The organism is Phyllobacterium chamaecytisi, assembly GCF_020164455.1.
GTDB classification, from domain to species: Bacteria; Pseudomonadota; Alphaproteobacteria; order Rhizobiales; family Rhizobiaceae; genus Phyllobacterium; species Phyllobacterium chamaecytisi.
This window is the reverse complement of sequence record NZ_JAIQWW010000006.1, coordinates 301,592-326,169: the sequence shown is the minus strand read 5'-3', so window position 1 is coordinate 326,169 and position 24,578 is coordinate 301,592. Positions and strand designations below refer to the sequence as shown.

19 protein-coding genes are annotated in these 24,578 nt (G+C 56.3%); 8 read left to right on the top strand and 11 right to left on the bottom strand.

The window, feature by feature from the left end; genetic code table 11:
- Positions 1-255: hypothetical protein (locus tag LB462_RS12340; RefSeq protein ID WP_224508226.1), on the bottom strand; the 255-nt coding region annotated here is incomplete at its 3' end.
- Between the two features lie 447 nt (positions 256-702).
- Entirely contained in the window at positions 703-825 is a 123-nt protein-coding gene (locus LB462_RS31165) for a hypothetical protein (protein ID WP_255626566.1), read from the bottom strand.
- A 238-nt stretch (positions 826-1,063) separates the two neighbouring features.
- On the opposite strand from LB462_RS31165, the gene LB462_RS12335 reads away from it, so the two are divergent.
- The gene (locus LB462_RS12335) at positions 1,064-3,121 is read left to right on the top strand and encodes an ATP-dependent helicase (RefSeq protein WP_224508224.1); all 2,058 of its coding nucleotides are present in this window, start codon (positions 1,064-1,066) and stop codon (positions 3,119-3,121) included.
- Positions 3,122-3,167: 46 nt separating this feature from the next.
- The gene (locus LB462_RS12330; RefSeq protein WP_224508222.1) at positions 3,168-3,599 is read left to right on the top strand and encodes a DUF1810 domain-containing protein; all 432 of its coding nucleotides are present in this window, start codon (positions 3,168-3,170) and stop codon (positions 3,597-3,599) included.
- Positions 3,600-3,642: 43 nt separating this feature from the next.
- Here LB462_RS12330 and LB462_RS31325 read toward each other — a convergent pair whose 3' ends face one another.
- Positions 3,643-5,190, bottom strand: coding sequence for a calcium-binding protein (locus LB462_RS31325; RefSeq protein WP_304610445.1), 1,548 nt, complete (start codon positions 5,188-5,190; stop codon positions 3,643-3,645).
- 488 nt (positions 5,191-5,678) lie between these two features.
- On the opposite strand from LB462_RS31325, the gene LB462_RS12315 reads away from it, so the two are divergent.
- The 3 genes from LB462_RS12315 to LB462_RS12305 are packed head-to-tail and all read left to right on the top strand — an operon-like array spanning position 5,679 to position 8,780.
- Entirely contained in the window at positions 5,679-6,731 is a 1,053-nt protein-coding gene (locus LB462_RS12315; RefSeq protein WP_224508220.1) for a type III polyketide synthase, read from the top strand.
- Positions 6,728-7,234: an isoprenylcysteine carboxyl methyltransferase family protein gene (locus LB462_RS12310; protein ID WP_224508219.1), complete on the top strand. Its 507-nt coding sequence runs from the start codon at positions 6,728-6,730 to the stop codon at positions 7,232-7,234. Before LB462_RS12315 ends, LB462_RS12310 begins: the two co-directional genes overlap by 4 nt.
- Positions 7,218-8,780 carry a DHA2 family efflux MFS transporter permease subunit gene (locus LB462_RS12305; RefSeq protein WP_370637119.1) on the top strand — a complete coding sequence of 521 codons (1,563 nt, stop codon included), beginning with the start codon at positions 7,218-7,220 and terminating at the stop codon, positions 8,778-8,780. The genes LB462_RS12310 and LB462_RS12305 overlap by 17 nt, the downstream gene beginning before the upstream one ends.
- Positions 8,781-8,836: 56 nt before the next feature.
- Here LB462_RS12305 and LB462_RS12300 read toward each other — a convergent pair whose 3' ends face one another.
- The 4 genes from LB462_RS12300 to LB462_RS12285 are packed head-to-tail and all read right to left on the bottom strand — an operon-like array spanning position 8,837 to position 13,166.
- Positions 8,837-9,664 (bottom strand): ABC transporter permease, encoded by an 828-nt coding sequence (locus LB462_RS12300; RefSeq protein WP_224508217.1) that lies wholly within the window; start codon positions 9,662-9,664, stop codon positions 8,837-8,839.
- Between the two features lie 2 nt (positions 9,665-9,666).
- Positions 9,667-10,941, bottom strand: coding sequence for an ABC transporter permease (locus LB462_RS12295; protein ID WP_224508215.1), 1,275 nt, complete (start codon positions 10,939-10,941; stop codon positions 9,667-9,669).
- Positions 10,942-10,943: 2 nt separating this feature from the next.
- Positions 10,944-11,993, bottom strand: a complete 1,050-nt coding sequence (locus LB462_RS12290; protein ID WP_224508214.1) for an ABC transporter substrate-binding protein — start codon at positions 11,991-11,993, stop codon at positions 10,944-10,946.
- A gap of 36 nt (positions 11,994-12,029) precedes the next feature.
- Positions 12,030-13,166 carry an ABC transporter ATP-binding protein gene (locus LB462_RS12285; RefSeq protein WP_370637125.1) on the bottom strand — a complete coding sequence of 379 codons (1,137 nt, stop codon included), beginning with the start codon at positions 13,164-13,166 and terminating at the stop codon, positions 12,030-12,032.
- Between the two features lie 301 nt (positions 13,167-13,467).
- Here LB462_RS12285 and LB462_RS12280 point away from each other — a divergent pair, with 301 nt between their 5' ends.
- The 3 genes from LB462_RS12280 (at position 13,468) to LB462_RS12270 (ending at position 16,602) form a co-directional block, all read left to right on the top strand.
- Complete coding sequence (locus LB462_RS12280; RefSeq protein WP_224508210.1) at positions 13,468-14,856, top strand: aminotransferase-like domain-containing protein; 1,389 nt, start codon at positions 13,468-13,470, stop codon at positions 14,854-14,856.
- A 9-nt stretch (positions 14,857-14,865) separates the two neighbouring features.
- On the top strand, positions 14,866-16,113 hold the full coding sequence (locus LB462_RS12275; protein ID WP_224508208.1) for an NAD(P)/FAD-dependent oxidoreductase: 1,248 nt from the start codon (positions 14,866-14,868) through the stop codon (positions 16,111-16,113).
- A 96-nt stretch (positions 16,114-16,209) separates the two neighbouring features.
- Positions 16,210-16,602, top strand: coding sequence for a hypothetical protein (locus tag LB462_RS12270; RefSeq protein ID WP_224508206.1), 393 nt, complete (start codon positions 16,210-16,212; stop codon positions 16,600-16,602).
- Positions 16,603-16,620: 18 nt separating this feature from the next.
- Here the strand turns inward: LB462_RS12270 and LB462_RS12265 are convergent, their stop codons facing one another.
- The 4 genes from LB462_RS12265 to bcsA are packed head-to-tail and all read right to left on the bottom strand — an operon-like array spanning position 16,621 to position 24,510.
- Positions 16,621-18,951, bottom strand: a complete 2,331-nt coding sequence (locus tag LB462_RS12265; RefSeq protein WP_224508204.1) for a cellulose synthase — start codon at positions 18,949-18,951, stop codon at positions 16,621-16,623.
- Positions 18,948-20,000: a family 8 glycosyl hydrolase gene (locus tag LB462_RS12260; RefSeq protein ID WP_224508203.1), complete on the bottom strand. Its 1,053-nt coding sequence runs from the start codon at positions 19,998-20,000 to the stop codon at positions 18,948-18,950. Before LB462_RS12260 ends, LB462_RS12265 begins: the two co-directional genes overlap by 4 nt.
- Entirely contained in the window at positions 19,997-22,333 is a 2,337-nt protein-coding gene (locus LB462_RS12255) for a cellulose biosynthesis cyclic di-GMP-binding regulatory protein BcsB (protein ID WP_224508201.1), read from the bottom strand. The genes LB462_RS12260 and LB462_RS12255 overlap by 4 nt, the downstream gene beginning before the upstream one ends.
- Positions 22,333-24,510 carry a UDP-forming cellulose synthase catalytic subunit gene (gene bcsA / locus LB462_RS12250; RefSeq protein WP_224508199.1) on the bottom strand — a complete coding sequence of 726 codons (2,178 nt, stop codon included), beginning with the start codon at positions 24,508-24,510 and terminating at the stop codon, positions 22,333-22,335. Before bcsA ends, LB462_RS12255 begins: the two co-directional genes overlap by 1 nt.
- Positions 24,511-24,578: the final 68 nt, after the last annotated feature.

Sequence of the window (24,578 nt, the reverse complement as noted above, 5' to 3'; positions counted from 1 at the left end):
AATGGCGGCGGCAACAACGGCGGCGACAATAATGGCGGCGACAATAATGGCGGCGGCAACAATGGTCATGGCAACGGCGATCAGGACGCTCCCGGCAATTCGGGCGGCCACAACAACGGCGAGAACGGTGACCATTCCGGACAGGGTAATTCCGGTAGCGGGAACGGCAACCAAGGCGGAAATGGCGGTAACAACGGCGGTGGCAATAGTGGTGGCGGCAACAACGGTGGCGGCGGCAAAGGGGGTAACGGCCAACGATAGGCCAAACTATCAGAATATCTGAGGTTAAGAATTCAAAGCAGGCTTCAAATCTTCGAAGCCTGCTTTGACATGAACGAGCTAAGCTTTCCTCTTGGGATTGGATGTCACCGACTGAACAACCAACCTGCAAAAAGCACCGCGACGGTTACTACGACGAAAAGCACCACGTAGGGTCGCATCGGCGTAAGATACGGATCATACTCGGCTTTCGGCGGGTCTTGGTCGTCTGAATCCATTTCGGATCATATGCACTTTCATGGAAAAAAAGCCCGGCGGGCTGGGGGGGATGGGGCACCGGGCCTGCTGGGGTCAATCAGCCACGCCAGTCTGCACGGATATGGCAGTCGCTTCAATCAATCGCGGTTTGCTACTATTTCTTAGACAGTATCCAAAAGTATTGCGCCGAAGCTCTCGCGCACTCGTTTATTAATACAAGGTATTTTAGACAAAATTCGCGACGAATGCTGCCACTATCACGCCAGCAACAAATATGCCGAGGTACCAGCCGAGGGAATTGTGAACTGCCCAGACATCTTCGTCGTCTTCGTCGAAATCATCGACCATGGTAGCATCCTTTCGGTGGCCAGAACGATGTGGCTCGATCGCAGGGTATTGGAACTCCAAAATGAGCCTTTGCTGAAATGATCAGTAATAGCAGAACGCCTTGGTACGCCGATGGTTTCATCCCGCTGAAAGCCCGCTGTAACCGTGCACTCAAGCATGACCTTCCCAACCAATTTCCCTGATGTTACGTTCACTCTCTGTTCGCGGCTGATTCGCGAGGCTGCCTGTTGGGGACCATATGAGCGCTGCCTATCTGGAAAAACTGAATGCCGAGCAGCGACTGGCGGTGGAATATGGCGTAGGTCAGGTGGCCGGCCCGCTACTGGTGATTGCAGGTGCCGGTTCGGGCAAGACCAATACGCTTGCGCATCGCGTCGCACACCTGATCGTAAACGGAGCTGATCCACGCCGGATTTTGCTGATGACGTTTTCACGCCGGGCCGCCGCCGAGATGTCCCGCCGCGTCGAGCGCATATGCGGTCAGGTGCTGGGTGCGAAGTCCGGTATTATGGTCGACGCTCTGGAATGGGCGGGTACATTCCATGGCATTGGCGCCCGTCTCTTGCGCGAATATGCGGATCAGATCGGCCTCAGCCCGGATTTTACCATTCATGACCGCGAGGATTCTGCCGATCTGATGAATATCGTCCGGCATGAACTGGGCTTTTCCAAAAAGGAAAGCAGGTTTCCGACCAAAGGCACCTGTCTCGCTATTTATTCCCGCACCGTCAATTCGGAACAGCAGCTCGACGAAGTGCTGAAGGCCTCCTTTCCCTGGTGTGCAAGCTGGGATGCTCAACTGCGCCAGCTTTTCGCCGCCTATGTTCAAGCCAAGCAGCATCAGAACATTCTCGATTACGACGATTTATTGCTTTACTGGGCGCAAACCGCCAGTGTCTCAATGCTCGCCGACGATATGGGCGGCCGTTTTGACCATGTTTTGGTGGATGAATACCAGGACACCAACCGCCTGCAATCCTCGATCCTCCTGGCGCTGAAGCCAGGTGGATGGGGCCTCACCGTGGTTGGAGACGACGCACAGTCGATTTACTCGTTTCGCGCCGCGACAGTTCGTAACATCCTGGATTTCCCCAAGGCGTTCGACCCATCCGCGGATATCATAACGCTCGATAGAAACTACCGCTCCACGCAGACCATCCTTGCGGCTGCCAATGGCGTCATCGACCTTGCCTCGGAACGATACACCAAGAACCTCTGGACGGAACGGCAATCGGCTGAACGACCGCAACTTGTCAGTGTTCGCGATGAGACCGATCAGGCGCGTTATATCGTGGAACGCGTGTTGGAAAACCGCGAAACCGGAACCCTTTTGAAACAGCAGGCAGTGCTTTTTCGAACGTCGCATCACAGCGGGCCGCTGGAGGTAGAGCTGACACGCCGCAACATACCCTTCGTCAAATTCGGCGGGCTCAAATTCCTCGATAGCGCTCATATCAAGGATATGCTTGCCGCGTTGCGTTTTGCGCAGAACCCGCGCGACCGCGTGGCGGGTTTTCGGCTGATGCAGCTTTTGCCCGGTGTCGGACCGTCGTCCGCGCAACGTGTGCTGGACCAGATGGCGGAAAAAACCGATCCAATTGCAGCGCTCACCGACATACCCGTCCCGCCGCGCGCCGGCGAGGACTGGATGGGCTTTGTACAAATGCTGCAGCAGATCGGTGCAGGGAAAGCGGCGTGGCCGGCCGAGATCGAGCAGGCACGGCTCTGGTACGAACCGCATTTGGAACGCATCCACGAAGACGCGTCGATGCGGCAAGCTGATCTGTTGCAATTGCAACAGATTGCGGCGGGTTATCCATCGCGGGAGCGATTCCTCACTGAATTGACGCTTGATCCGCCGGACGCGACCAGCGACCAGTCCGGCGTGCCGCTGCTTGACGAGGATTATCTGATTCTCTCGACTATCCACTCGGCCAAGGGCCAAGAGTGGAAATCCGTCTATATGCTCAATGTTGTCGATGGCTGCATGCCCTCCGACCTCGGTGTCGGTTCTACGGCAGAACTCGAAGAGGAACGGCGATTGCTTTACGTCGCCATGACACGGGCCAAGGACAATCTCCACCTTGTTGTGCCGCAGCGATTCTTTACCCACGGCCAGAATGCCCAGGGCGACCGGCATGTTTATGCTTCTCGGACGCGATTCATCCCGGCTACGCTATTGCAATATTTCGAATGCATCGCATGGCCTCTGGCACGGTCTACCGCGGCCGGACAAACGGAGCCGCCAAAGATGCGCGTGGACATCGGAGCGCGTTTGCGAGGCATGTGGCAATAGCGGGCGCGCCGAAAAGCTCGACCAGGAGGTCGCGACACATAGTGTAATGACAGAAGCAACCGAATTTAACCTGGAAAGGTTTGTCCAAGCGCAGGAACCTCTCTTTGAGCGGGTGCTCGAGGAGTTGAGGTCAGGACAAAAACGCAGTCATTGGATGTGGTTCGTCTTTCCACAGCTGAAGAATCTTGGCCACTCCTCCATGGCACAGTTTTACGGCATAGCATCGCTTGAAGAAGCGCGAGCCTATCTGGGTCATCGGCTACTAGGCAACCGGTTGGTGATCTGCACTGAAACAGTGTTGACCCACGCCGATATGCCTCTCAAGCGAATACTGGGATCTCCCGATGATCTGAAGTTCTGTTCGTCGATGACCCTCTTTTCACTGGCATCGAGTGATCCCTTTGTTTTCAAACGTGCTTTGGATCAATTTTGCCTCGGTCGCATGGACAAACGGTCGCTGGCGATTCTAGGGTTTTAGCGGAACGGGGTCCAAGCTTGACTAGGCAAGCGCAGAATTGGCCTTACAGCGTGAAATCATGCGCCAACAATCCAGATTCGAAATGCCCGTCGACCTGCATGATCAGATCGGCGGTACCATCGCCATTGCTATCGGCCTCGACCATCCAATGATCGAGATCGGTGGGCGCATCCTGCTGGACCTGGAATATCCGCAGCTCGCCGGCAGAATTCGAGAATTCACTACCGCCGATAAGATGAAAGGCCTGGTCACCGGATGTAGCGGCATCGGCGTCGATGCCGCTGAGATCGATCCTGTCTCCTTCGGCGGAACTGAAATCAGTGATCGTGTCGCTGCCGATTTGCTCTGCCCGGAACGAGAAACTATCGTCGGCCTTGTTGAAAGTGAACGTATCGGCCCCGCCGCTGCCGGTCAGGGTATCGGAGCCGAGTCCGCCTTCGATGATATTGTCCGAGGCATTGCCGCCGATTGAATCGTCGAAACGGCTGCCGATGAAGTGCTCGATGTCTATGTAGTAGTCTGGGCCAATGTCGGATGGATCATGTGCCTGGGACATGTCCAGCGTGTCGAAGCCTTCGCCGCCCGATATGATGTTGTTGCCGCCATTGCTGACGATGATATCGTCCCCGGCACCGCCCATCAGTGTGTCCCGTTCTGTCCCCCCGATGAGCACGTCGTTGCCTGCGCCGCCCCAGATAAAGTCCTGCCCGGCACCACCATCGATCAGATCGTTGCCGTCGCCGCCAGAGATGAAATCCCCGTCGTCGCCTCCGGCGATGAAATCACCACCGGCACCGCCGCTGATGTGATCTACCCCCGCACCACCATTGATCCTGTCGATGCCGTCGCCGCCATTGATGCGATCTCCGCCGGCGCCTCCGCTGATCGTGTCGTCGCCCGCACCGGCATCGAGGCTGTCAATGCCATCGCCGCCAACGAGATTGTCGTTGCCGGCCGCGCCGCTGATCAGATCGTCGCCCGTGCCGCCGTCGATCCAGTCATCGCCATCACCGCCGAGGAGATGATCATTGCCTTCGCCTCCGCTTATCCGGTCATTGTCCAGCCCGCCTTCAAGCCAGTCATTACCGCTGCCAGCCCGCAGAATGTCGTCCCCGATCCCGCCAAGAAGCCCGTCATCGCCAGTTCCGCCATCGAGTGAGTCCGCGCCCAGGCCGCCGGCAAGGATGTCATTGCCGCCGCCGCCGACCAGGCCATCATCGCTGGCAAGGCCTGCGAGCACGTTGTCGCGCCCGTCACCGGTCAAAAGATCATCGAACTCCGATCCCACCACGCTGGAGAATCCGGCGGCGACCCGGTCTCCCCAGGCATCTCCGCCGGCGGCAATGTCGAGGTACCCGTCAGTGCCCACGGAGGTCAAATCGATCCGCACCGCCTCGGGTGAGGAGGCGTAGCCCACCGTGTCATATATATCGCCGACCAGCGTATCGCCGCCCCCATGGCCTTCGACATACCAGCGAAAGGGACTGTCTATGCGAATTTCCTCTGCCCGGTCGGTACCGATGGCAACGTTATAGATACCATTAATCTCTCCGACCCCAAGCAGATCAAACAAAAACCTGTCAATTGGCATTTGAGTCTCCATCTCTAAAAAGACGATAGTATCGATCAACTTTCCTCAACTTGAACTAACGTAACAGTTTCTACAAATAAAATTTTGTACGAAGGCTATATTATCGCATGATTGAAATTTTACTTCATTTTTGAAGTATTTTTGCAGAAAGTCAAATTCGCCTCGCGCGAGCGACGCTGCTATTCGGCTGACGATAAGAAATCTCGTTGTAGTATGATTTTCGGACGTTTGTTGAGTATATCATAGGACATTCCCACGGCACGGCAGCCGTCTTCACCAAACTGGGTAGGCATCCAATCGGTTTGCAGGTCCCGCCTTCTTCGGCGGCGACCCTTACTACTGCCCGTAATTATCGAGACCAGGCGGTATAATTATTCCCCGAATATTGATACCAGTTCAGGTGTTGTCGAAGAGATGTGTCTTGCAGGATCCTCGTGGTAGCACTTGTGCCACGTCGACAGCAGAGGCAATGTCACCAAGGAGTGTCGATGTCTCAATCCGTGAAACTGATATCAATCGGCACAGCAGTGCCCGCCCACATTATTCAGCAACGTGATGCCGCTGCTGCGGCACATAAGGCTTTTTCGGCCCGATTCCGAGACTTTGACCGTTTGGCGAAAGTCTTCGAGAGTTCAGGCATTCGCACGCGCTATGCTGTCCAGCCACTGGAATGGTATCTGGAACCTTTGGGGTGGCCGGAAAGAAATGCCGCCTATATCGAGGGAGCGTGCAGTTTGTTCGCCTCGGCGGCCAATGCCGCCCTGGAGAAGGCGGGTATCAGGGGAAAAGACGTCGATACGGTTGTGACAGTCTCGTCGACGGGTATCGCCACTCCGAGTCTGGAAGCCCGCGTGGCCCAGCAAATGGGATTTCGCGATGACATCGAACGAGTGCCCGTTTTTGGTCTGGGCTGTGCGGGCGGTGTATCCGGGTTCTCCATTGCCTCTCGACTTGCGAAGTCAAGACCTGGAACCGTCGTCCTGTTAGTCGCTGTTGAACTGTGCACACTGGCGTTCCGGTTGGATCAACTGACAAAAGCCAATATCGTTGCCAGCGCGCTTTTCGGGGACGGTGCGGCGGCATGCGTCCTGAAGGTTGCAGAAGAGGGAATAGCCGGCGTCGAGATGTCCGGCCAGCACACTTGGCCAAACACGCTGGACATAATGGGTTGGAGCGTTGACAGACAGGGTTTCGGCGTCATTTTCGATCGCGATATTCCACCGTTTGCAGAAGAGCGCATCGCCCCGGCTATTTCCGGAATCCTCGGACGCGCGAATCTTGAACTTGCGGATATCGATAGATTTGCCTGTCATCCCGGCGGAGCCAAAGTCGTGACTGCCCTGGAGACTGCGCTTTCCCTTGGTCAAGGCAGCCTGGACCATGAACGTGACGTGCTATCCAAATACGGAAATATGTCGGCCCCTACAGCACTGTTCGTTCTGGACCGCGTCGTCGAGCCGGGTTTGCCATCCCGCACATTGCTGACGGCGATGGGCCCGGGCTTCAGCGTCAGCTGTGTTTCGCTCAAGAGAGCCGCATGATCGCGGCTTCGATGCTCCTCGCTTTCGTCACCGTCGAGCGTCTTGGTGAACTCCTGCTCGCCAGACGTAACACCAAAGCCCTGCTGGCGAAGGGAGCATATGAAGCCGCGCCGGGTCATTATATTTTCATCGTGGCGTTGCACGCTGCCTGGCTTGTCGGCTTGTGGATTTTTGCCTGGGATAGGCCGATTGAACCAGGATGGCTTGCCGTTTTCATATTGCTTCAAGGCCTGCGGTTGTGGGTACTTGGGACGTTGGGCAAGCGCTGGACCACGCGTATCATCGTTTTCCCGGGAAGCCCTCTCGTGAGAACAGGCCCTTACCGTTTCCTTTCGCATCCGAATTATGTCGTCGTGATCGGAGAGATCGCCGTGCTGCCCTTGTGCTTTGGGCTGGTATTGTATGCTGTCGCATTCTCCGCGCTGAATGCCTTTGTTCTGGCGGTAAGGATTCGGGAAGAGAATTCCGCGCTTTCGGAGTTGCGCCATGATGCAAAGTCTTGATGCAGGCGAAGCGCGGTTGCCAAGTCTTTCGACCTGGCTGGGCTTCTTCGCAATGTGCATCGGGATGTTCATGGCCATTCTCGACGTCCAGATCGTCGCCACGTCGCTACCAACAATCCAGGGTGCTTTGGGCATCAACCCAGATCAAATGAGCTGGATTCAGACCGCCTATTTGATCGCCGAAATCGTTGCCATCCCACTGACTGGCTTCCTGACCCGCTTGCTTAGTATGCGTTGGCTTTTTGTATTTGGCACATTGCTGTTTACCGTTGCTTCCGTCGGATGTGCGCAAAGCGATAGTTTCAATGCTCTTGTGTGCTGGCGTGTCCTGCAGGGGTTCTCAGGCGGGACCTTGATCCCGTTGGTTTTCTCTGCGGTTTTCCTGTTGTTTCCGCAGCGGCACCAAAGCATCGCCACAACCGTGGCTGGTGTCGTCGCAGTCATGGCTCCGACGGTTGGACCAATCATCGGGGGCTGGATCACGGAGACATACTCATGGCACTGGCTCTTTTTAATCAATGTCGTCCCTGGCCTGGTCGCGGCGTCATTGGCAGCTTTACTGCTTCCGCGCGCGCCAATGGAACTCAAGTATTTCCGTTCGATTGATTTTCAATCGCTGGCAATGATGGCGATGGGTCTTGCCGCCTTGGAGATCGCATTGAAAGAAGCGCCGCAACGCGGCTGGCTAGGCCCCGTCGTTTTGTCACTTTCGGCTTTCAGTGTGGTTATGCTGGCTGCCTTTACCCGGCGAACATGGACGTCGCTCACGCCGATAGTCGATCTGCATAACTTCAAGGACCGAAATTTCACTATTGGCTGCATTCTGAGTTTTGTTCTGGGCTTCGGTCTGTTCGGATCAGTATATCTCATGCCCGTTTTCCTGGCTTTCGTCAGGGGCCACAACGCGCTGCAAATAGGCGAAATAATGCTTGTGACCGGCATTGCGCAGCTGATGATTGCGCCCTTTGCCGTCATGCTGGAACAACGGGTCGAAGCGAGACTGCTGTCAACCATAGGCTTTCTGTTGTTCGCAATTGGCCTCGGTTGCAGTGCGTTTCAAGTACCGCAAACCGATGCTTCCTCGATGTTCTGGCCTCAAGTCATCCGCGGTCTGGCAATAATGTTTTGTCTGCTCCCGCCGACGCGTCTTGCCCTGGGTAGTCTCCAAGATGACAGGGTTCCGGATGCCAGTGGCTTATTCAATCTGATGCGCAATCTTGGCGGTGCGATAGGTCTGGCGCTGATTGACACGGTCATTTATACGCGATCGACAACGCACGGCATCGCAATTGCCAACGGTTTGCTAGCGGGTGATCAGCGGACGGAAAGATTTATTGGAATGCCTGCCAACGAGGTTGTTGCGCATATGCCGGGTAAATTCGATGCGATTGCTCAGAGCATTTTCAGCCCAATGGTTGCAAGGGCGGCGATGGTGCAATCGATCAATGATGCATGGGCCATGATAGCGCTGATAACTTTGATACCTCTGCTGATCGTCATGTTTGCCTACCAGCTTCCACCGAAGGCCCCACCCGGAAATCATTGATGGCCACGTCGTCGGCTCACGTTTGGTGCTACGTCACGTTCACCTAGACACGGATTTCACGCGAATGTTTTTACCTTCCTGGCACCGCGTCTTGCCAGAAGATTGGCAACCACGAGCAATATGATCGAAAGCAGCATCATGAGCGTTGCGGCGGCGGTGATTGCCGGGCTCAGCCTTTCGCGTAGGCCGATGAACATTTCGAGCGGCATCGTTCGCTGATTGGCGCTGGCAAGAAACTGGGCAACGACGACCTCATCGAAGGACGTCACGAAGGCAAAAGCTGCTCCCGACAGGACGCCGGGCAGGATCAAGGGCAGCATGACCCGATAGAATGCGACGACAGGTTTCGCGCCGGCAATCGATGCGGCCCGCATGAGATTGCGATCAAATCCCGTCAGGCTGGCCCCAACGGTCACGACCACAAAGGGGCTGGCGAGGGCGGTGTGAGCGAGAACGATCCCCAAATAGGTGCTGGCCAAACCAACCCGTGCATAAAAGAGATAGGACCCTACAGCGGTGATGACCACCGGCACGATCAAGGGGGAAATCACCAGCGGCATGATGATGCGCCGCGCCGGGAATCTGTCGCTGGATAGCGCTATCGCCGTCAACGTTCCGAGCGCCGTGGCGAGGGCGGTGGTGCCGAAGGCGATGATCAGACTGTTCCCTATTGCCGTCTGCCAGCGGTCGGTGCCGAGAACCACCTCGTACCAGCGTGTGGAAAGCCCCTCCAGCGGAAACACGAAGAAAGCTCCGCTGTTGAACGAAAGCGGCACAGGGATGAGGATCGGCACCATCAGAAAGGCGATGACGAGGGCGCCCCAGAGCCATAACAATGTAACCCGTATTCGTTCGCCGATCGTGGGATAGGGAGATAACAGCATGATCACACCGGCTTCAAGCGATCGAGACCGAGCATGCGGGCAAACACCGCATAAAGTCCCATGGTGAAAACGAGAAGGATGAAACTTAGTGCCGCAGCCATTTCCCAATTCAGTTCGACATTGACGTAGTTGGCAATGAAATTGCTGATCAGCTGGTCGCCAGCGCCGCCGATAAGAGCTGGCGTAATGTAGTAGCCGAGGCAGAGAATGAACGTCAGCAAACAGCCCGCCATAATTCCCGGCACCACCTGCGGAAGATAGACGCGCAAGAACGATGTTAACGGCCTGCCGCCTAGGGAATAGGCTGCGCGCATCTGCGACGGCTGGATGGTGCGCATGACGCTGTAGATCGGCAGTAGCGTGAACGGTAACTGGATGTGGGTCATGGCAATGATGAGCCCAAGCCGGCTGTACATCAGGTCGAGTCTGGTGCCGGTCACGCCGAGCCAAAGGAGAACATCATTGACCAGTCCGAATTTTTGCAAAAGCACAGTCCACGCTGCGGTCCGCACAAGGATCGACGTCCAGAACGGCAGTAGAACGGCAACAATGAGTATCGCCCCAAGTGTTTTTGGCACGCTGGAAATCAGGTAGGCGAGAGGAAAGCCGAGTATGAGCGTAGCAAGCGTAACCGTTGCCGCCACGAGGAAGGTACGTGCGAAAACGCGCAGGAATATAGCCTGCTCGGGAGGGACGCGTTCGATGCTTCCGTCGGCGTTCCAGCGAAGGTCGACCGCGCTCAAGAGATAGAATGAAGTGAGGGCATGTCTTCCTCTCTCTATCGTTGCCCATGTGCCGGGGCTGGTCCAGAACGGCACCGATTTGATGACGGATACAGCATCAGTCGCCCCTTCCTTGTCGAGCGCGCGGGCGGTCTTGAGAATCTGGCTGCGGGCGCCGGGTAACCGTGCATTCAAACTTTTCGCAAATTCGGAAAGATTTCCATTTTGCTGACTGGCTTTGAGATCGGCGGCGAGTGCTTCAAGGGTTTTGTCATCAGGGATTCTGTTGCCGGTCCAGCTCCGCATCGCAGCGCCGGTAAGCGGTAAAGCATTGGCGATCGTTGGGTCGTAAACGGCCCGCGACAGGAGAATGGCGATCGGAATGCCAAAACTGAGGAGCAATAGGGCCAGGAGCGGCGTGGCAAGCGCGAACGAGCGCAAGCGTTCTCGCGCCTGGGATCTCCGGATCGCCGCCGCGACCGATCTGGTGTCGGCCGCGTTGGGAGCGGTAATGAACTGCCCCTGATCCATGTTTGTGGGCTGGGCCGTGGACATGGCTATTGCGCGAGCCAGGCGTTAAAGCGCTTGACCAGATCCTCGCCATAATCGCCCCAAAACTCGGTATCGGCGACGAGATAGGATTTCATGTGCTCCGGAGCGTTCGGCAATTTGGGCAGCGCATCGGCAGCCACAAACTCGGTTGCGTCGGTACGCACCGGACCATAGGTGATATGACTAGCGAGCTTGGCGTTGTTCTCGGGCTTGCTGATATAGGCGAGATACTTATAGGCAAGCTCCGGATTCTTCGCGCCTTTTGGAATACTGATCATGTCATATTCGAGGATCTGACCGTCCCAGACGATCTTGAACGGCTTTGAATCCGTGTCGATCGCATTCTGGATGCGGCCGTTCCATGCCGTCGTCATGACCACTTCTTTTGAGGCAAGCAATTGTGCCGGTTGCGCGCCGGCATCCCACCAGACGATATCGCTCTTGATCGTATCCAGCTTCTTGAATGCGCGATCAACGCCTTCCGGGGTGCCAAGGACCTCGTAAACCTGATCTGCCGGCACTCCGTCGGCCATGAGCGCCCATTCAAGGTTCTGCGCGGGGAATTTCCGCATTGCGCGCTTGCCGGGGAATTTCGTCGTGTCGAAGATGTCGAGCACCGATGTTGGCGCTTCCTTTAGAACATTCGGATCGTAGGCGAGGATGTCGCCATAGGCATCAAGGCCGACACCGCACTTGAGAGCCGAGCCTTCAATGAATTTGGATTGGTCGGCAATTTTTGAATAATCGAGGGGCTCGAGGATGCCTGCATCACAACCCTGTAGAACCGTAGCAGTCTCGACGGTAACAAGGTCGATCGGCACATTGCCGGTATCGACCATGGCTTTGACCTTGCCGAGATCGCCGAGATATTCCTGTTCGACAATCTTGATGCCGGTTTCCTTGCTGAATGGTTCGAACCAGGCTTTACGCTGCGCGTCCTGCCACGCGCCGCCGCTGGCCATGATGGATAACTCCTCGGCAATGGCGGAATGACTGAAAAGTGCGCAGGCGGCGACTGTCGCCAAGGCAACGGAATGGAAAGAATTGCGTTTCATGGGTCCCTCTCTTGTTCTTAGTTGTGGTCTTTGTACCTATTGCTGTGCCGGAAATGCGCGGCAATCCGTGTGCGACCAGCCGAGCCTAATTCGTTGAGCCTCTGTTGTTATAGTTTCGGGGCCAACCTTCACACCTAGCAGTTGGCCATTGTCGAGCCGTGCCAGGAGCCGCAAATGATCGCCGAGATAGATTCTTCCTTCGACAGTGGCCTCGAAATCGTTTTCCTCATCGGCAGCCGCAGCGATCCTAATGCACTCCGGGCGGATCGCGACTTGGCACGAGGTTCCTTGAGTTCCAATGTCGATGGCAGTCGCGCGGAGGAGTCCGCCACCCCTCAAGGCCACTAGGCAAACATCGCCTGAAACCTGTTCAACAACGCCTTCAAGCGTATTGTTCTCGCCGATAAAACTCGCGACGAAAGGGCTCTCCGGCTTTTTGTACAAATTGTCTGGCGTGCCGATCTGGGCGATGCCGCCGTTGTTGAATACAGCGACGCGATCCGACATGGTCAGCGCTTCGCTCTGATCGTGGGTGACGTAAACGATGGTCACTCCCAACATGGAATGAAGCTGCTTGATCTCAAGCTGCATGTGTTCGCGCAGTTTCTTGTCAAGCGCTCCAAGCGGCTCGTCCATAAGAACAAGGCTTGGTTCGAACACCAGCGCTCGAGCTAGTGCGACGCGCTGCTGCTGCCCACCCGAGAGCTGCCCAGGCCGACGGTCGCCGAACTTCCGCAGCTGGATCATATCCAGCGCCTTATGGACGCGGGTGGTTACGTCAGCTTTCGAAAATTTGCGTACGGAAAGCGGGAACCCGACGTTCTCCTCGACAGTCATGTGCGGAAACAGCGCGTAGTTTTGGAAGACCATGCCAATATTGCGTTCATAGGGCGGGCGACGATCGACAGATTGCCCGTCCAACATGATGCTGCCATTGGTTGGACGCTCGAAACCCGCCAGCATATTCAGCGTGGTCGTTTTGCCGGAGCCTGAAGGCCCGAGCAATGTAAGGAACTCGCCCTTTGCCACATGCATGTTGAGCCGTGTCACTGCAAACGTACGGCCGTCGTAGGACTTCTCGACGTCAACAAATTCGACAAATCGATCGGATTCGGCGTGAGAGACGCCTTTCGCAGCTAACGTTTCGAATTGTCTATTCGTATGCGTGACCATCATTCCGGGTCACCAGCTACAATATGCGGCGTGCCCGGATCGAGTTCCAGCTTCCACGCTGCTTCACGCAACCAAAGTTTTGGGCACATCTGCTCCTCCTCAGGGATCGTTGAACTTATATGATCATACAATCGGCCGTTAGTGGGATAATGAACCATACAATCGGTATGTCAAGTTCTAATTGTGTGGCATTTCCAACAAAAATTATGTTAATTGAAAAGTTATCCCACATAAATTCGATTGTTTGGCCATTTGTCGTGTGGTACAAGCCGGATGTAACGCGCAGAATGGCTCAATATTGATGATGCAAGATTTGCAGCTTTCCGGAGGCGAAGGCCCCGTTTACCGTCGCCTTGCGGACGCAATTGCCGACCGGATCGCGAGCGGTCTGCTCACTGCCGGCGAACGACTGCCGCCCCAACGCGAGATTGCCCAAAGCCTTGGAATCAATGTAACAACCGTAACGCGAGCTTTCTCCACGCTTCAGGAGCGCGGGCTCATTGATGCGCGGCCAGGCAGGGGCATGCTTGTCGCGGATCAGAAGAATGACGCTGGAGCTGGCTTCGTTTCTGCTCCAAGCGAAGAGGCAGGTATCGTCGACCTTTCGATCAACCGCCCCGCTACCAATGCCTATCTAGACGTTTTCACAGCGCTTCTGCCACGACTTGCCAAGAACCGCCACTATGATTCAATTCAGGACTACCATCCTGCCGAGGGGCCGCTCTGGGCACGAACGGCAGTGGCGGATTGGCTGAAGCCGGTTGCGGGTGACGGCGATCCGGGGAGGGTTGTACTGACAATCGGTGCCCAGCATGCCCTCGACTGCGTCCTTAGTGCCGTGACCCAGAAAAGCGACGTCATTCTAGCCGATGAAGTGACATACCAGGGCATCAATGCCCTCTGTCGCTCGCACGGTCTCGACCTGCGGGGCCTCGCGATGGACAAGGGTGGGCTCAGGCCCGACGCCTTCGACGCCGCCTGCGTACAATGGCGACCGAGAGCGGTTTTCTTGGTGCCCAGCCTGCATAATCCGACAACAATCACCCTCTCGGAAACGCGACGCAGAGAAATTGTTGAAATAGCGCGGCGACACAATGTGCTTATCATCGAAGATGATGTCTACCGTCCGCTGCTCAACGAGTCCCCGCCGTCGTTCGCTAGTCTCGAACCGGAACTAACCGTTTATATCGGCGGATTTTCCAAGTGCGTGGCGCCGGGATTGAGGTTTGGCTTTGCTATTGGGCCGCGATTCATGATGGGGCAGGTGGCGGCAGCGCTCCGGATCAACTGCTGGAGCGTTAATCCGATGGCGGCGCTGATCGCAACTATTCTTCTCGAAGAGGGCAGTGCGGTTGAGGTGATCGAGGCGCAGAAAGCGGAGCTCTCACAACGGCAACACATTCTCACCGAAGTGCTTGGAGATTTCGATCTTCAGACCGATGTGACCTCAACCCATGCTTGGTTACACTTGCCCGAACCTTGGCGCGGCGCCAGCTTTGCCCGCACGTGCCTGCAGCGAGGTGTCGGTGTTTTGCCTGGCGATGCTTTCGCAGTCGGACGCGAACCCGTGCAGCACGGCGTACGCATCAATATCGGTGCGGCGCGCTCCCGGGATGACCTCCGGCGTGCCCTGAAGATAATGCGCGAATTGCTGGAAGCAGGACATCTGCAGATTCCGGGCTTCGTCTAGGAGAATCTGGTGAGCGGTCCAAAGAGCGTTGAAATCGCAATCGTTGGCGCTGGCGTCATCGGCCTAACTATCGCACTGCGATTGGCGGCAGAGGGGCGCGAGGTCGTCATAATCGACCCGAACGAGCCTGGTTCGGGCGCGTCGTTCGGAAATGCCGGAACATTTGCAGACTACGCTTGCGTGCCAGTGGGCAATCCGGATGTTCTCAAAAATCTGCCGCGGCTATTGCTAGATGCCGACAGTCCGTTTTCATTGCGTTGGGCTGCACTCTTCCAGATTTCACCTTGGCTGGTGCGATTTGTGCGTCAATCCCTGCCTGCGGCTGCCCGCGCAAATGCTGTTGCTCTGGCAGACTTGCTGGTCGAAGCTCTGCCGGCTTGGGAAGAGATGACGGTGGAAGCCGGAGCCGAAAGACTCATGCGCAGGAACGGCTGTCTCTATGTGCAGCAAAACACGAGCAACCGCTCCCGCGGGTCGTGGGCTCATTCGATTCGGTGCGAGCTCGGGATGCGTCAGGAAACACTCAGCGCGGAGGAAGTGGCTGCGATGGAGCCAACGCTTCCGCGGTTCGAGGGCTCCGGCGTCTTTTTCCCCGACTCCATACATGTCACGGATCCGAGCGCGTTGATGCGTCAGCTTTCTGCAGCAGGAAACGCCAAAGGCGTGGACGTTCATAGATCGCGAGTGGTTAATCTCAAAATCAATGGCGATCGGACGCATCTTAGCGGGCCTGATCTCGATCTGACAGCCAAAACCGTAGTGATCGCGGCTGGCGCTTTTTCCAGGGAACTCGCTTTGCAGGCGGGGGATAGGATTCCGCTCGAAACCGAGCGCGGTTATCATCTCGAATATACAACGGAAAGTCCGCTGCTCCAGCGACCTGTTTGTCCCACCCATCTCGGATTTTACATGACGCCCATGGCCGGGCGGCTTCGGGTAGCCGGCACGGCGGAACTTGGAGGAACCTCGGCTGGCCCCAATCCTTCGCGGTTTGAACTTCTGGACCGCGGAGTCCGCCAGTATTTCCCCGAATTGGATCAGGCTTCAGCGAAGTGGCTGGGTTTCAGACCGTCTCTGCCGGATTCGCGGCCGGTCATTGGATGGAGCCGCAATAGCGATAATGTGGTGTACGCCTTTGGCCATGGCCATCTCGGACTCACCTTGGCCGCCATCACGAGCAGATTAGTCGCCGGGCTCATCAACGGCAACACTGACCCGGTGACGGCGCACTTCACGCCAGAACGATTTGGTAAATGAACGTTACAAAGTATCATCGACAGATGCTTGCCGTGCTGCGGCAACCAAAAGGTTGTAACAGAACTGTTAAGGGGGTTTTTCCAGAACGGCTTCTTCATGCGAATAAAAGTTTGTGCTCTGGGCTTTTACCTGCAGCTCGAGCTAGGAAGGAGAACACCAATCGAGTTAGAGTGGCACGCTTTGTTTTCGGCTAACCTCGCTGAAGGAATGATGATGAACAGACCAATAATGGCTCTTCTTTCTTTGGTCTTGGCGATCAGTTTGCATTCCTCGTTTGCATTTGCCGACAAAGACAATGCATCGCAGCTCGCAACGATCAACAAGATCATAAGAGGGGAGGGAAAGCCTGGTGAAACCGCTACAGCGAAAAACGGGGAAGTTATTTACACCGTTTTAGAAGGTGGCATCGTTGAAATCAGAAATTTGCGCTACAACACCGTACAACGGTTCAGTACAATAAAACCGAACGATAACAACAGGTCAAAATAACAAGGGTTCCGATCTCCCTCAGTACTCCTTGTTCCGTATTGCCCTGACCGTTGCCATACCCCGCAAGCCGTCCTTGCTGCCCGTAGCCGCCACGGCTTCAAACACCCGCTGCGCATCGGATAGGCGATTCAAATTCAGGTAAGCATAACCGCGCAGAACCATAAGGTCGTTGCGCTCCGGTGCTATGCGCGCCCGTTGGTCAAGTGCGAGCAAGGCTTCGTTGTAGCGGCCGGCGGTAAAAGAATCCGTGGCGCGGGATGCCAGCAATGCGGTGTCGAGTTCGATCTGACGGGACTGTTTCTGACGCGCTTTGGACGCCGCGACAGCCGCCTTGTCGGCAAGTCCAGCACGGAGATAAGCGAGGCTCTGACCGTAAGCGGCGTCGCTTTTGGCCGCTTCCGATCGGCTGAGCAAACCTCGTTCGAATGCTGCCACCGCTTCAAGTGGACGATTGATGTCCATCAGGCACCAGCCGCGCATCAACGCGGCGCCGGGCGAGAGCGTTTGCGGATCGATAGTTGTCGTGCAACCCCGAGATGCGCGCTGGCCGGTGTTGACCGTTGGCTGCTGAGGTGGACCTGTACGTCGCGGTTCTGGGGCCGATTGCACCGGTTCGATTTGATTTTGCGAATTTTGCGGCTGGGCCCCGGTCCGAGCGATGGTTTCGGCGACCCGGTCCGCAAGCGTAGGGGCAAGAGTTGTGCTGAGTGGATTGGCTGCGACGACTGAACTGTCTTGGGGAAGCGCTGTCGCCGGAGCTCCCGGGTTAGTCGTTGGTTGCGTCACCGGTTGGCTTTCCGTCGAGGTATCGGTGCCAAAGCGCTCCGGTGACGGAACCAGACCGCGTTGACGCGTGTTGCGCAATTCGCCAAGCCGCTCGATCCGGTCGGACTTGCCTGCCCAGCGCCGCTGGATATCGGCGACTCCCGTTGTATCGCCAAGCTGCTCGCGGGTTAGGACCAGACCATAGGATGATGGCTCGTCGTCGGGTTTCCATAGAAGTGCTGTTGAAAACCAGCCGGACGCCGTCTCGAACTGGTTGAGGAGGTAGGCATACCAGCCGAGCTGCTGTGCCGCATTGGCGTCCTTGGCTTTCATGACCTCCGGAACCATACGTTGCAGTATCGCCGGAGCAATTTCGACAGGCGGATCTTGTGCCAGAAGGTTTGCAACGGCCGCCATATAAACGGCTTTCGCACCGTCTGAACTGTCGCGCCATTCATAGATGGTTGCCTCGGCTTCTGCAGGCCGGGACTGCGCGATCATCGCAAGCGCGAGGCCCTGCGAAGACGAGGCCGCATTTTCACGGTCATGGGAAAGCCTGAACCATTTTTCGGCGGACACCGGGTCGTTGCGACGCAGGTAGTACCAACCAAGGATCAACGGGTCGGAAGGCTCAACAATGTCATTCGCCAGCTTCTCGACACGGTTCATATCGGCTGGCGATACCGCCAGTTTTGGGTCTGAGCCCGCATCGGCGACTGCCTTTCGTGCAAGGTCATTGCGAATGGAATCGAATTCCTTGCTGCCGTCCGTATTTGTCTTTTCTCTTGCAAGTAAGGCGTCGAGATCGGCCCGGCTCAATAGCGGCAGCGCCTTTTGAACTGTCGCCAGCCGCTCTTCGGGCTTGGTGCAGTTGTCGAGAATATAACCATAGGCGTCTTTCGCCCGCGCCACACGGTCAGTCTTGGCAAATGCTTCGGCAACCCGCCAGAGCACATCGACATCGCTGCAAGTCAAAAGACTGTTGTGGGACGAACCGATGCGGATGACGGTATCATACTGCTTGAGGTCTGATGCGTTGATCAATTGCTCGCGTGATTCTGCAAGTTCCACCAGCTGCAACATATCCCCCGGAGGCTTCCAGCCCGGCTCGGAGGTCTGTCGTTCCTGAATGGCTTTGCGCAGTTCCGGGAGTTTGCCAGCTGCGTAAAGCTTCCACATCGCATCGAGCGCCGTGTCTGCCTGCGGCATCACAGAGGTCGGATCGGCCGGCGGCGTCCAGCCAGGGTAAAGTGCGCGCAAACGAGCGATCTCCGCTTCGAGCCTGCGCTTGTCTCCTTGACGGGCGAAATAGCGAAGCGCCGTTTCATCCACCTTGGGCGCAGTCGCTGCACCGGGCGCTGGCGCAGCCGGCTTGGGGGCTTGCGTTTTCGGTGCCCGCCCGGACTGAGCTACGACATAGCTACCGTCGGCTTGCGCGTCTGGCGGCGGATCGCTGCTCTCAAGCATTGCCAAACGGACTGAGCCGTTCGTGGTTGCCAGAGCTGGAACATAGTCCAACTGAACCGCAACGAGTCCGGCGAAGGCGGCGATAATGGGAAGGACTAGCAGCGTCGACTTCTTCATAGGCATTCCGGATGTTGGGCGTAGACAAAGGATAGCGACAACAAATGGAGTGTCGATGGATAATAAAGTGTTGGCTGGAAGGACCTTACGCTTTCGGGAAGCTTCTTCTTGTCGAGTACACAATCGACCAGCGCAGGAATAATTGTGTAACCGGGATCGGTCAGGGTCTCTGTCGCAGCTCCGCTCGGAATATCGACAATCGCGACGTTTGTACCGTCAGGCGACATGCCATGACGCAGCGGTTCGAGCTGTGCGCGATCGGTGACACCGGCACGCATCATATAGAGCGGGATACGCAAGGCGTTGTAGCCGAATTCAGGCGGGAATCCCTTGGCGGGTTTCAAAACCGTTCTTGCGGAGATCCAGTCAGCAGGCAAAGAGCGTGGACCCCCGCGCGCGACATCGATCAATGACAAGCCATCCTTACCAAGCCTGTTCCAGTCGGTCGCTTGGTCGAGGGCTGCAAATTTCGGGAAGGCCTCGAAAATCCAGTAGGAGAGGTTGATAACCGGGCCATCCTCGCGCTCGGTCGCGGAAAAGCCGGTCACACCGGGAAGCAGCAGGAGTTGTTTCTGCGCCTCGATCACGTTGGTTTTGCCAATGGCCCGGATCATGGTTTTCGCAGTTGCCGTCAAATCTTTGCGGTCCCACCCCGATCCTGCAAGAATAAGCGCGTAAGCGATTAGAATGTCGCCGTCGGAGGCGTTGTTGCTGTCTGTCACATGCGGCTTGCTGTTTGGGTCCCATTTCCATACTGCAAGGCCATCGTCGCGGAGCAGAAACTCCGTGCGCGTGAACGACCAGATGAGGTCGAAATCTGCCTTGCTGTTGGCGAGGTACGCAAGGAACAAACCATAGCCCTGGCTTTCACTGTGGCTGATTTTACCATTGGCGTCGTCGATGACGCGGCCGCTCGCGTCGACGAAATGCGACTTGTAGGCCTGCCAGTCATCCGGCTTTATGTGAGCCTTTGCCGATGTTTGCGCCATGGAAGTGTTGCTCCAAACAAGAGCCACGAGAACTGCCAAGGCAAAACTGTACAGCCTCATACGCGCCTCCCCAAATTGGAAAGGAGACGCGACGTGGCGATACCAAGCAAAGTCGAAAAGACGATGAGCAGCAGCGAAAACGAAAGAATATTGCCGGAAAGCCAGTTGGCGATGATCAGGCGCATATTGGAAAAGGATAGGGGCTGTGTCGGCACGAAAGTAAATTCGCCGACAGGTACCTCCTGAATTTCGTCAGTGCCGCCTTTGTAGATGGAGATATGGCCGTCGAGTTTTGACCAGCGATCCTGCTGTGTCATGGCGCGAATACTGTCCAGAAGGCTATCGTCCGTAGGCGCGGTCACCAGGGTCCAGACGCCATCGCCCGCAGGATTAGCCTTCTGCGCGATCAATAGCGAAGCGGCAGGTTCCGGTGCATAGGGCTCGTCGCGGCCAGCATAAAAAGAGAATGAATTCAGCGAGATGTTGAAGGTGCGGTTGAGCCAATCATCGAATGACGAGATCTGTCCGCGCCAGCCACGTCCGGCGAGCCGCTCACGCCACTGATCGAATTCGACCTGTGTGGGACCGGTCTCGGCTGCCGGTTCGACACCTCGTACGTCGCTCCAGACTGTACGGATGTTCTCGGCAATGCCGGTTTGGGTCAGCACGGTCGACTCGATCTGGGGAATTGCGCCCATAAACAGGGCGTTTGAATTGACGGTCGAGTTCGCGGTAGCCCGCGGGTCGACCTCGAGCGGCCTTCCTGCCGCGACGGACATGCGTGCGAGCAGGGTGGCGGCGGCGGAGTAAGTCTTTTCTCCTCCGTTGTTAATAATCACCGGCAGCGGTTTGTCGGAGCGGCCATAGGGAAAGCTCGTGCCACTCAGGCCTGCCAGATTGGGCATAGTGCCGATCCTGGCGAAGTCAGGCATCACGAATTCTGACGTGTCGAACAAGGCGAAACGCGTAGGGGAGGTTGCGCCCGTTCCTGGTGCACACACCGTGTCAGAACGCGTGCTGAGTACGGCTTCCAATGTAATCAGATTGGCGCCGGGACGGAAATGCCGCATGGTGAAACCGATAGGAAAATGCCGGAGAATTTCGCCGCCTCTCGTGGTTATGGGAAGCGTTGCAGCGATATTGTCATTGACGTAGATATTGATCTGGCTGCCCGGGAGAACGTCCTCGGAGTAAGCGGCATCCAGCAGAATTGTCGCTTTGCCATAGTCATTGGCATAAAAGTCCGATGGCACGCCGATTGCAAATTCCGTGCGCAAACGCCGTCCGTTGAAGTTGCGTGTTGCGACACCGAGCTCACTGAACTTCGCCCGGGACGCAGAAGTGAACAAAGGGACATCGGGTGAGCGCCATGTCTGTGTTGAAAGGAACGAGCGGGGCACGCCGATTTCGCGCTTCAACGGATCGACTATGCTGGCGACAGCATTCGTTACGGTCTGCCAATCCGGCCCGCGGACGCGCAGCACAGAACCTCCCGTAGCCGGATCATCTACGAAAGCGGCGAGAGGTGCTCCAGGGGTGTTTGCGAGCAAGGCTTCCGGCAAGCCTTGCAGTTCATCATCGGTGCCAACCAAGATCGTGAGAGAGCCGGGCAATTGCTCTTTCGGCATTGCCGGAGAGATCGTAACAGCCAGATTGGGCATATTGGCAAGGACCGCCAGTGCTTCGGCGAGGTGCAACATTGGCGCTGTCGCCGCCATACGATTGATGGCGGGCACGACGAGATTAAAGGTCGTGCGCCCCGCCGCATCGACGCCGATGGCCCGTACATCATTGATCTTCCTGAATCTGCGGGCACCATCTCCTGTAAATGACAGAAAGGTCTTGGACGGATCAACTTCCGTCCACAATTCATAGGTCGACTGCACAGTGCAGTCCGTACGGTGACGTAGGCTGGTACTCATCTTGAAGACATTGAGACCTGCCTTCAATATTCCTGCCGGGACATCGACAGTCAGCGTCTTCCTGTTTTCCGAAGATTGCACAGGTTCGTTGACGATCCGGGCATTGTTGATTGCCAAGGTCAGTGTCGACCATTCCGGTGCGACGATAAGGCTGTTCTGGTAAGTCAGTGACAACGTTGCCGCAGACGCCGCCTGATCCTCGGTAATGAAGACGGCCCAGGTTTTCTCGCCGGTCTCTCCACTGAAGGACAAGCTGTCTTGCGGGATGATATAGCGGACTGCCGGGGTTTCTACCTTTGGAGCGGGCAATACGGGAACAAGATCGGGCGTTGCAGGCACAGTCGGCTGTTCCGGTAGTGGAGCTGGTTCCTCCGCCGGTTTTTCAGGTGACATGTCGAACGGCGAGACCTGAGCCTGCAAGGGCAGCGTGGCAAGCATGGTCAATAGGCAGGCGGTGAACAGCCGTTTCATCACGTGCGCTCCCATCCCGCCTTGTCCCTTCCGGTGATCTGCCGAGCAAGATAGGAGAAGCCACGGTAGGTCTGGAACATGGCTACGCCGAAGAACCAAATGGTTCCCTTGATAAGGCCTGGATTGCCGCGCCTGTCGAGCTGGAATTTCGTCCATTGCGAAGAGTTTGCAAAGATCAGATCCGCTATCAGCGTATGGTCGGTGGGATCGTCGGGCATGAACAGGCACCCAACCGCAGTCTCGCCAGCCTGCTTTCGGATGTTTCGTACCTGAATGGGAAGATCGCCCATTTCACCAGTCGCCGATGTCTTGAAGCGAACGTCCGACGCCATATCGATGGACAGCTGATCGGTGAGATTTCCCAAAAGCTGGACACGTATGCCATTGACCGAAACGTCATCTATCGTACCAGGGACCCATTTGTCGCCAAGTCGGAATTCGCAGCGCCTCGAAACCTTGACGCGGCGGGACGGCCGTTTATCTCCTCGTTCCGAGACCACGCCGAGAGCGCAACCAGCAAAGATCAGGTTGAGCAGGTTCCAGGCGCCAACAACCAACGTGACATCGGCCTTATATGGCTCCGTATAGATACGGTAGATGGTCACTCCGACACCGACGAGGAGTACGAAAAATATGACGAAGAAAGGTGCGGCCAGCTCCGATAGGCGGCTGCGGTCGATCCGTTCATCCTTCGCAGTCACCTTGAAAGTGGGTTTGCGTGGATTCAGCATCACCGAGATGACAGCGGGCAAAAGATGGATTGTTTGTACGTATTCGTAGAGTTCCGAAATCCAGGGCCAGCGGAATGCGCCATAGAGATAATTCTGCATCATCAGGTTCACGATCATGTAAATGAGCGTATAGGCAAGGAACTCGCCGCCAGATGCGGTGAAGATTTCGAGGCCGAAGAAAAGATAGAACAGGGGAGCAACGAGGAATATGGCGCGGGGAAAAGGGAACAGCCAGAACAACGTGGAGGATAGATAACACAGACGTTGCGGTACGGAGAGACCACCATTGAAAAGGGGAAAACGGAAGCGCAAAATCTGCATCATGCCTTGTGCCCAGCGGCTTCTCTGGCCGATGAAACTCGCGAACGTCGCAGGCTGTAGGCCAGCAATGAGTGGCTTGTCGAGATAAACGCTATTCCAGCCGCGTGAATGCAGTGCGATCGCCGTCTCGCAATCCTCGGTGATGCTGACGCCACTGAAACCGCCGGTCACGTTCAAAGCCTCACGGCGCAAGACCGCAGCTGATCCGCAGAAGAACGCGGCGTTCCATTTATCAAGGCCGCGTTGGATAATGCCATAGAACATTTCATTTTCGGACGGCATCTGTTCGAATGTCCGCAGATTGCGTTCGAGCGGATCGGGATTAAGAAAGAAATGCGGTGTCTGGACAAGAAACAGCTTCTCGTCCTCATTGAAATAGCCAACTGTTTCCAACAGGAAATCGCGTGCAGGCGCGTGGTCGGCGTCGAAGACCGCGATCAGTTCGCCGGTCGAATGGTCCAGACCATTGTTGAGATTGCCGGCTTTCGCATGTGCGTTCTTCTCGCGGGTGAGATAGCGAACGTCAAGCGCTTCGCAGAGAGCTTTGAGGTCGGTGAACCGCTTCTCCGCGCTATGGGCTTCAACGATTTTTTCGGCATTGCGCTTTTGTACGGTCCCACCATCATCAAGAATCCAGACGGTCATCCTGTCGGCAGGATAATCCATGGCCTTAGCCGCCGCCATGGTATTGGCCAGGAGTTCGATGTCCTCGTTATAGGTCGGAATAAAGACGTCGACGCTCGGCAGTTTACCCTTGACTGTTGGCCGGTCGGGCCGGTGCGGCAGAGGCATAGCCACCACGAACAGGCTGAGCGCCAGCATCATCACGCTATACATTTCCGCCAGATACAACAGAAAACCCGGGATGAAGTTTTCCAGCTGGTTGATCGGGGGAAGAGTACTGGTCGTGCGCCAGTAGACATAGCGCATGACGATAGCCGTCCCGAAGGCTAGCGCGATCAACCGCCAGATGCCGCCTGCATTCAGTGTCTTGAGCACCATCATGATGGCCAAGACCGTTGCACCCGCGATCAGCTGCGTCTGCAGGTTCACCGGTAAAGTGACAAGCAGGAGCACGCAGATCGACATGAACATCCATGTCATGATGATGCCTAGTCTACGCATGAATCACCACTTGGATATGATGATTGGCAGTTGAGGCGTTCATATCATTTCCCGATTGCGTGAGGTTG

What these genes read in the sequence shown, in the direction of transcription:
- LB462_RS31325 (WP_304610445.1), bottom strand. Translation starts at nt 5,190, where the DNA reads ATGCCAATTGACAGGTTTTTGTTTGATCTGCTTGGGGTCGGAGAGATT.
- LB462_RS12330 (WP_224508222.1), top strand. Translation starts at nt 3,168, where the DNA reads ATGACAGAAGCAACCGAATTTAACCTGGAAAGGTTTGTCCAAGCGCAG.
- LB462_RS12270 (WP_224508206.1), top strand. Translation starts at nt 16,210, where the DNA reads ATGCGAATAAAAGTTTGTGCTCTGGGCTTTTACCTGCAGCTCGAGCTA.
- LB462_RS12290 (WP_224508214.1), bottom strand. Translation starts at nt 11,993, where the DNA reads ATGAAACGCAATTCTTTCCATTCCGTTGCCTTGGCGACAGTCGCCGCC.
- LB462_RS12305 (WP_370637119.1), top strand. Translation starts at nt 7,218, where the DNA reads ATGATGCAAAGTCTTGATGCAGGCGAAGCGCGGTTGCCAAGTCTTTCG.
- LB462_RS12280 (WP_224508210.1), top strand. Translation starts at nt 13,468, where the DNA reads ATGATGCAAGATTTGCAGCTTTCCGGAGGCGAAGGCCCCGTTTACCGT.
- LB462_RS12265 (WP_224508204.1), bottom strand. Translation starts at nt 18,951, where the DNA reads ATGAAGAAGTCGACGCTGCTAGTCCTTCCCATTATCGCCGCCTTCGCC.
- LB462_RS12310 (WP_224508219.1), top strand. Translation starts at nt 6,728, where the DNA reads ATGATCGCGGCTTCGATGCTCCTCGCTTTCGTCACCGTCGAGCGTCTT.
- LB462_RS12335 (WP_224508224.1), top strand. Translation starts at nt 1,064, where the DNA reads ATGAGCGCTGCCTATCTGGAAAAACTGAATGCCGAGCAGCGACTGGCG.
- LB462_RS12295 (WP_224508215.1), bottom strand. Translation starts at nt 10,941, where the DNA reads ATGTCCACGGCCCAGCCCACAAACATGGATCAGGGGCAGTTCATTACC.
- LB462_RS12255 (WP_224508201.1), bottom strand. Translation starts at nt 22,333, where the DNA reads ATGAAACGGCTGTTCACCGCCTGCCTATTGACCATGCTTGCCACGCTG.
- LB462_RS12285 (WP_370637125.1), bottom strand. Translation starts at nt 13,166, where the DNA reads ATGGTCACGCATACGAATAGACAATTCGAAACGTTAGCTGCGAAAGGC.
- LB462_RS31165 (WP_255626566.1), bottom strand. Translation starts at nt 825, where the DNA reads ATGGTCGATGATTTCGACGAAGACGACGAAGATGTCTGGGCAGTTCAC.
- LB462_RS12315 (WP_224508220.1), top strand. Translation starts at nt 5,679, where the DNA reads ATGTCTCAATCCGTGAAACTGATATCAATCGGCACAGCAGTGCCCGCC.
- bcsA (WP_224508199.1), bottom strand. Translation starts at nt 24,510, where the DNA reads ATGCGTAGACTAGGCATCATCATGACATGGATGTTCATGTCGATCTGC.
- LB462_RS12300 (WP_224508217.1), bottom strand. Translation starts at nt 9,664, where the DNA reads ATGCTGTTATCTCCCTATCCCACGATCGGCGAACGAATACGGGTTACA.
- LB462_RS12260 (WP_224508203.1), bottom strand. Translation starts at nt 20,000, where the DNA reads ATGAGGCTGTACAGTTTTGCCTTGGCAGTTCTCGTGGCTCTTGTTTGG.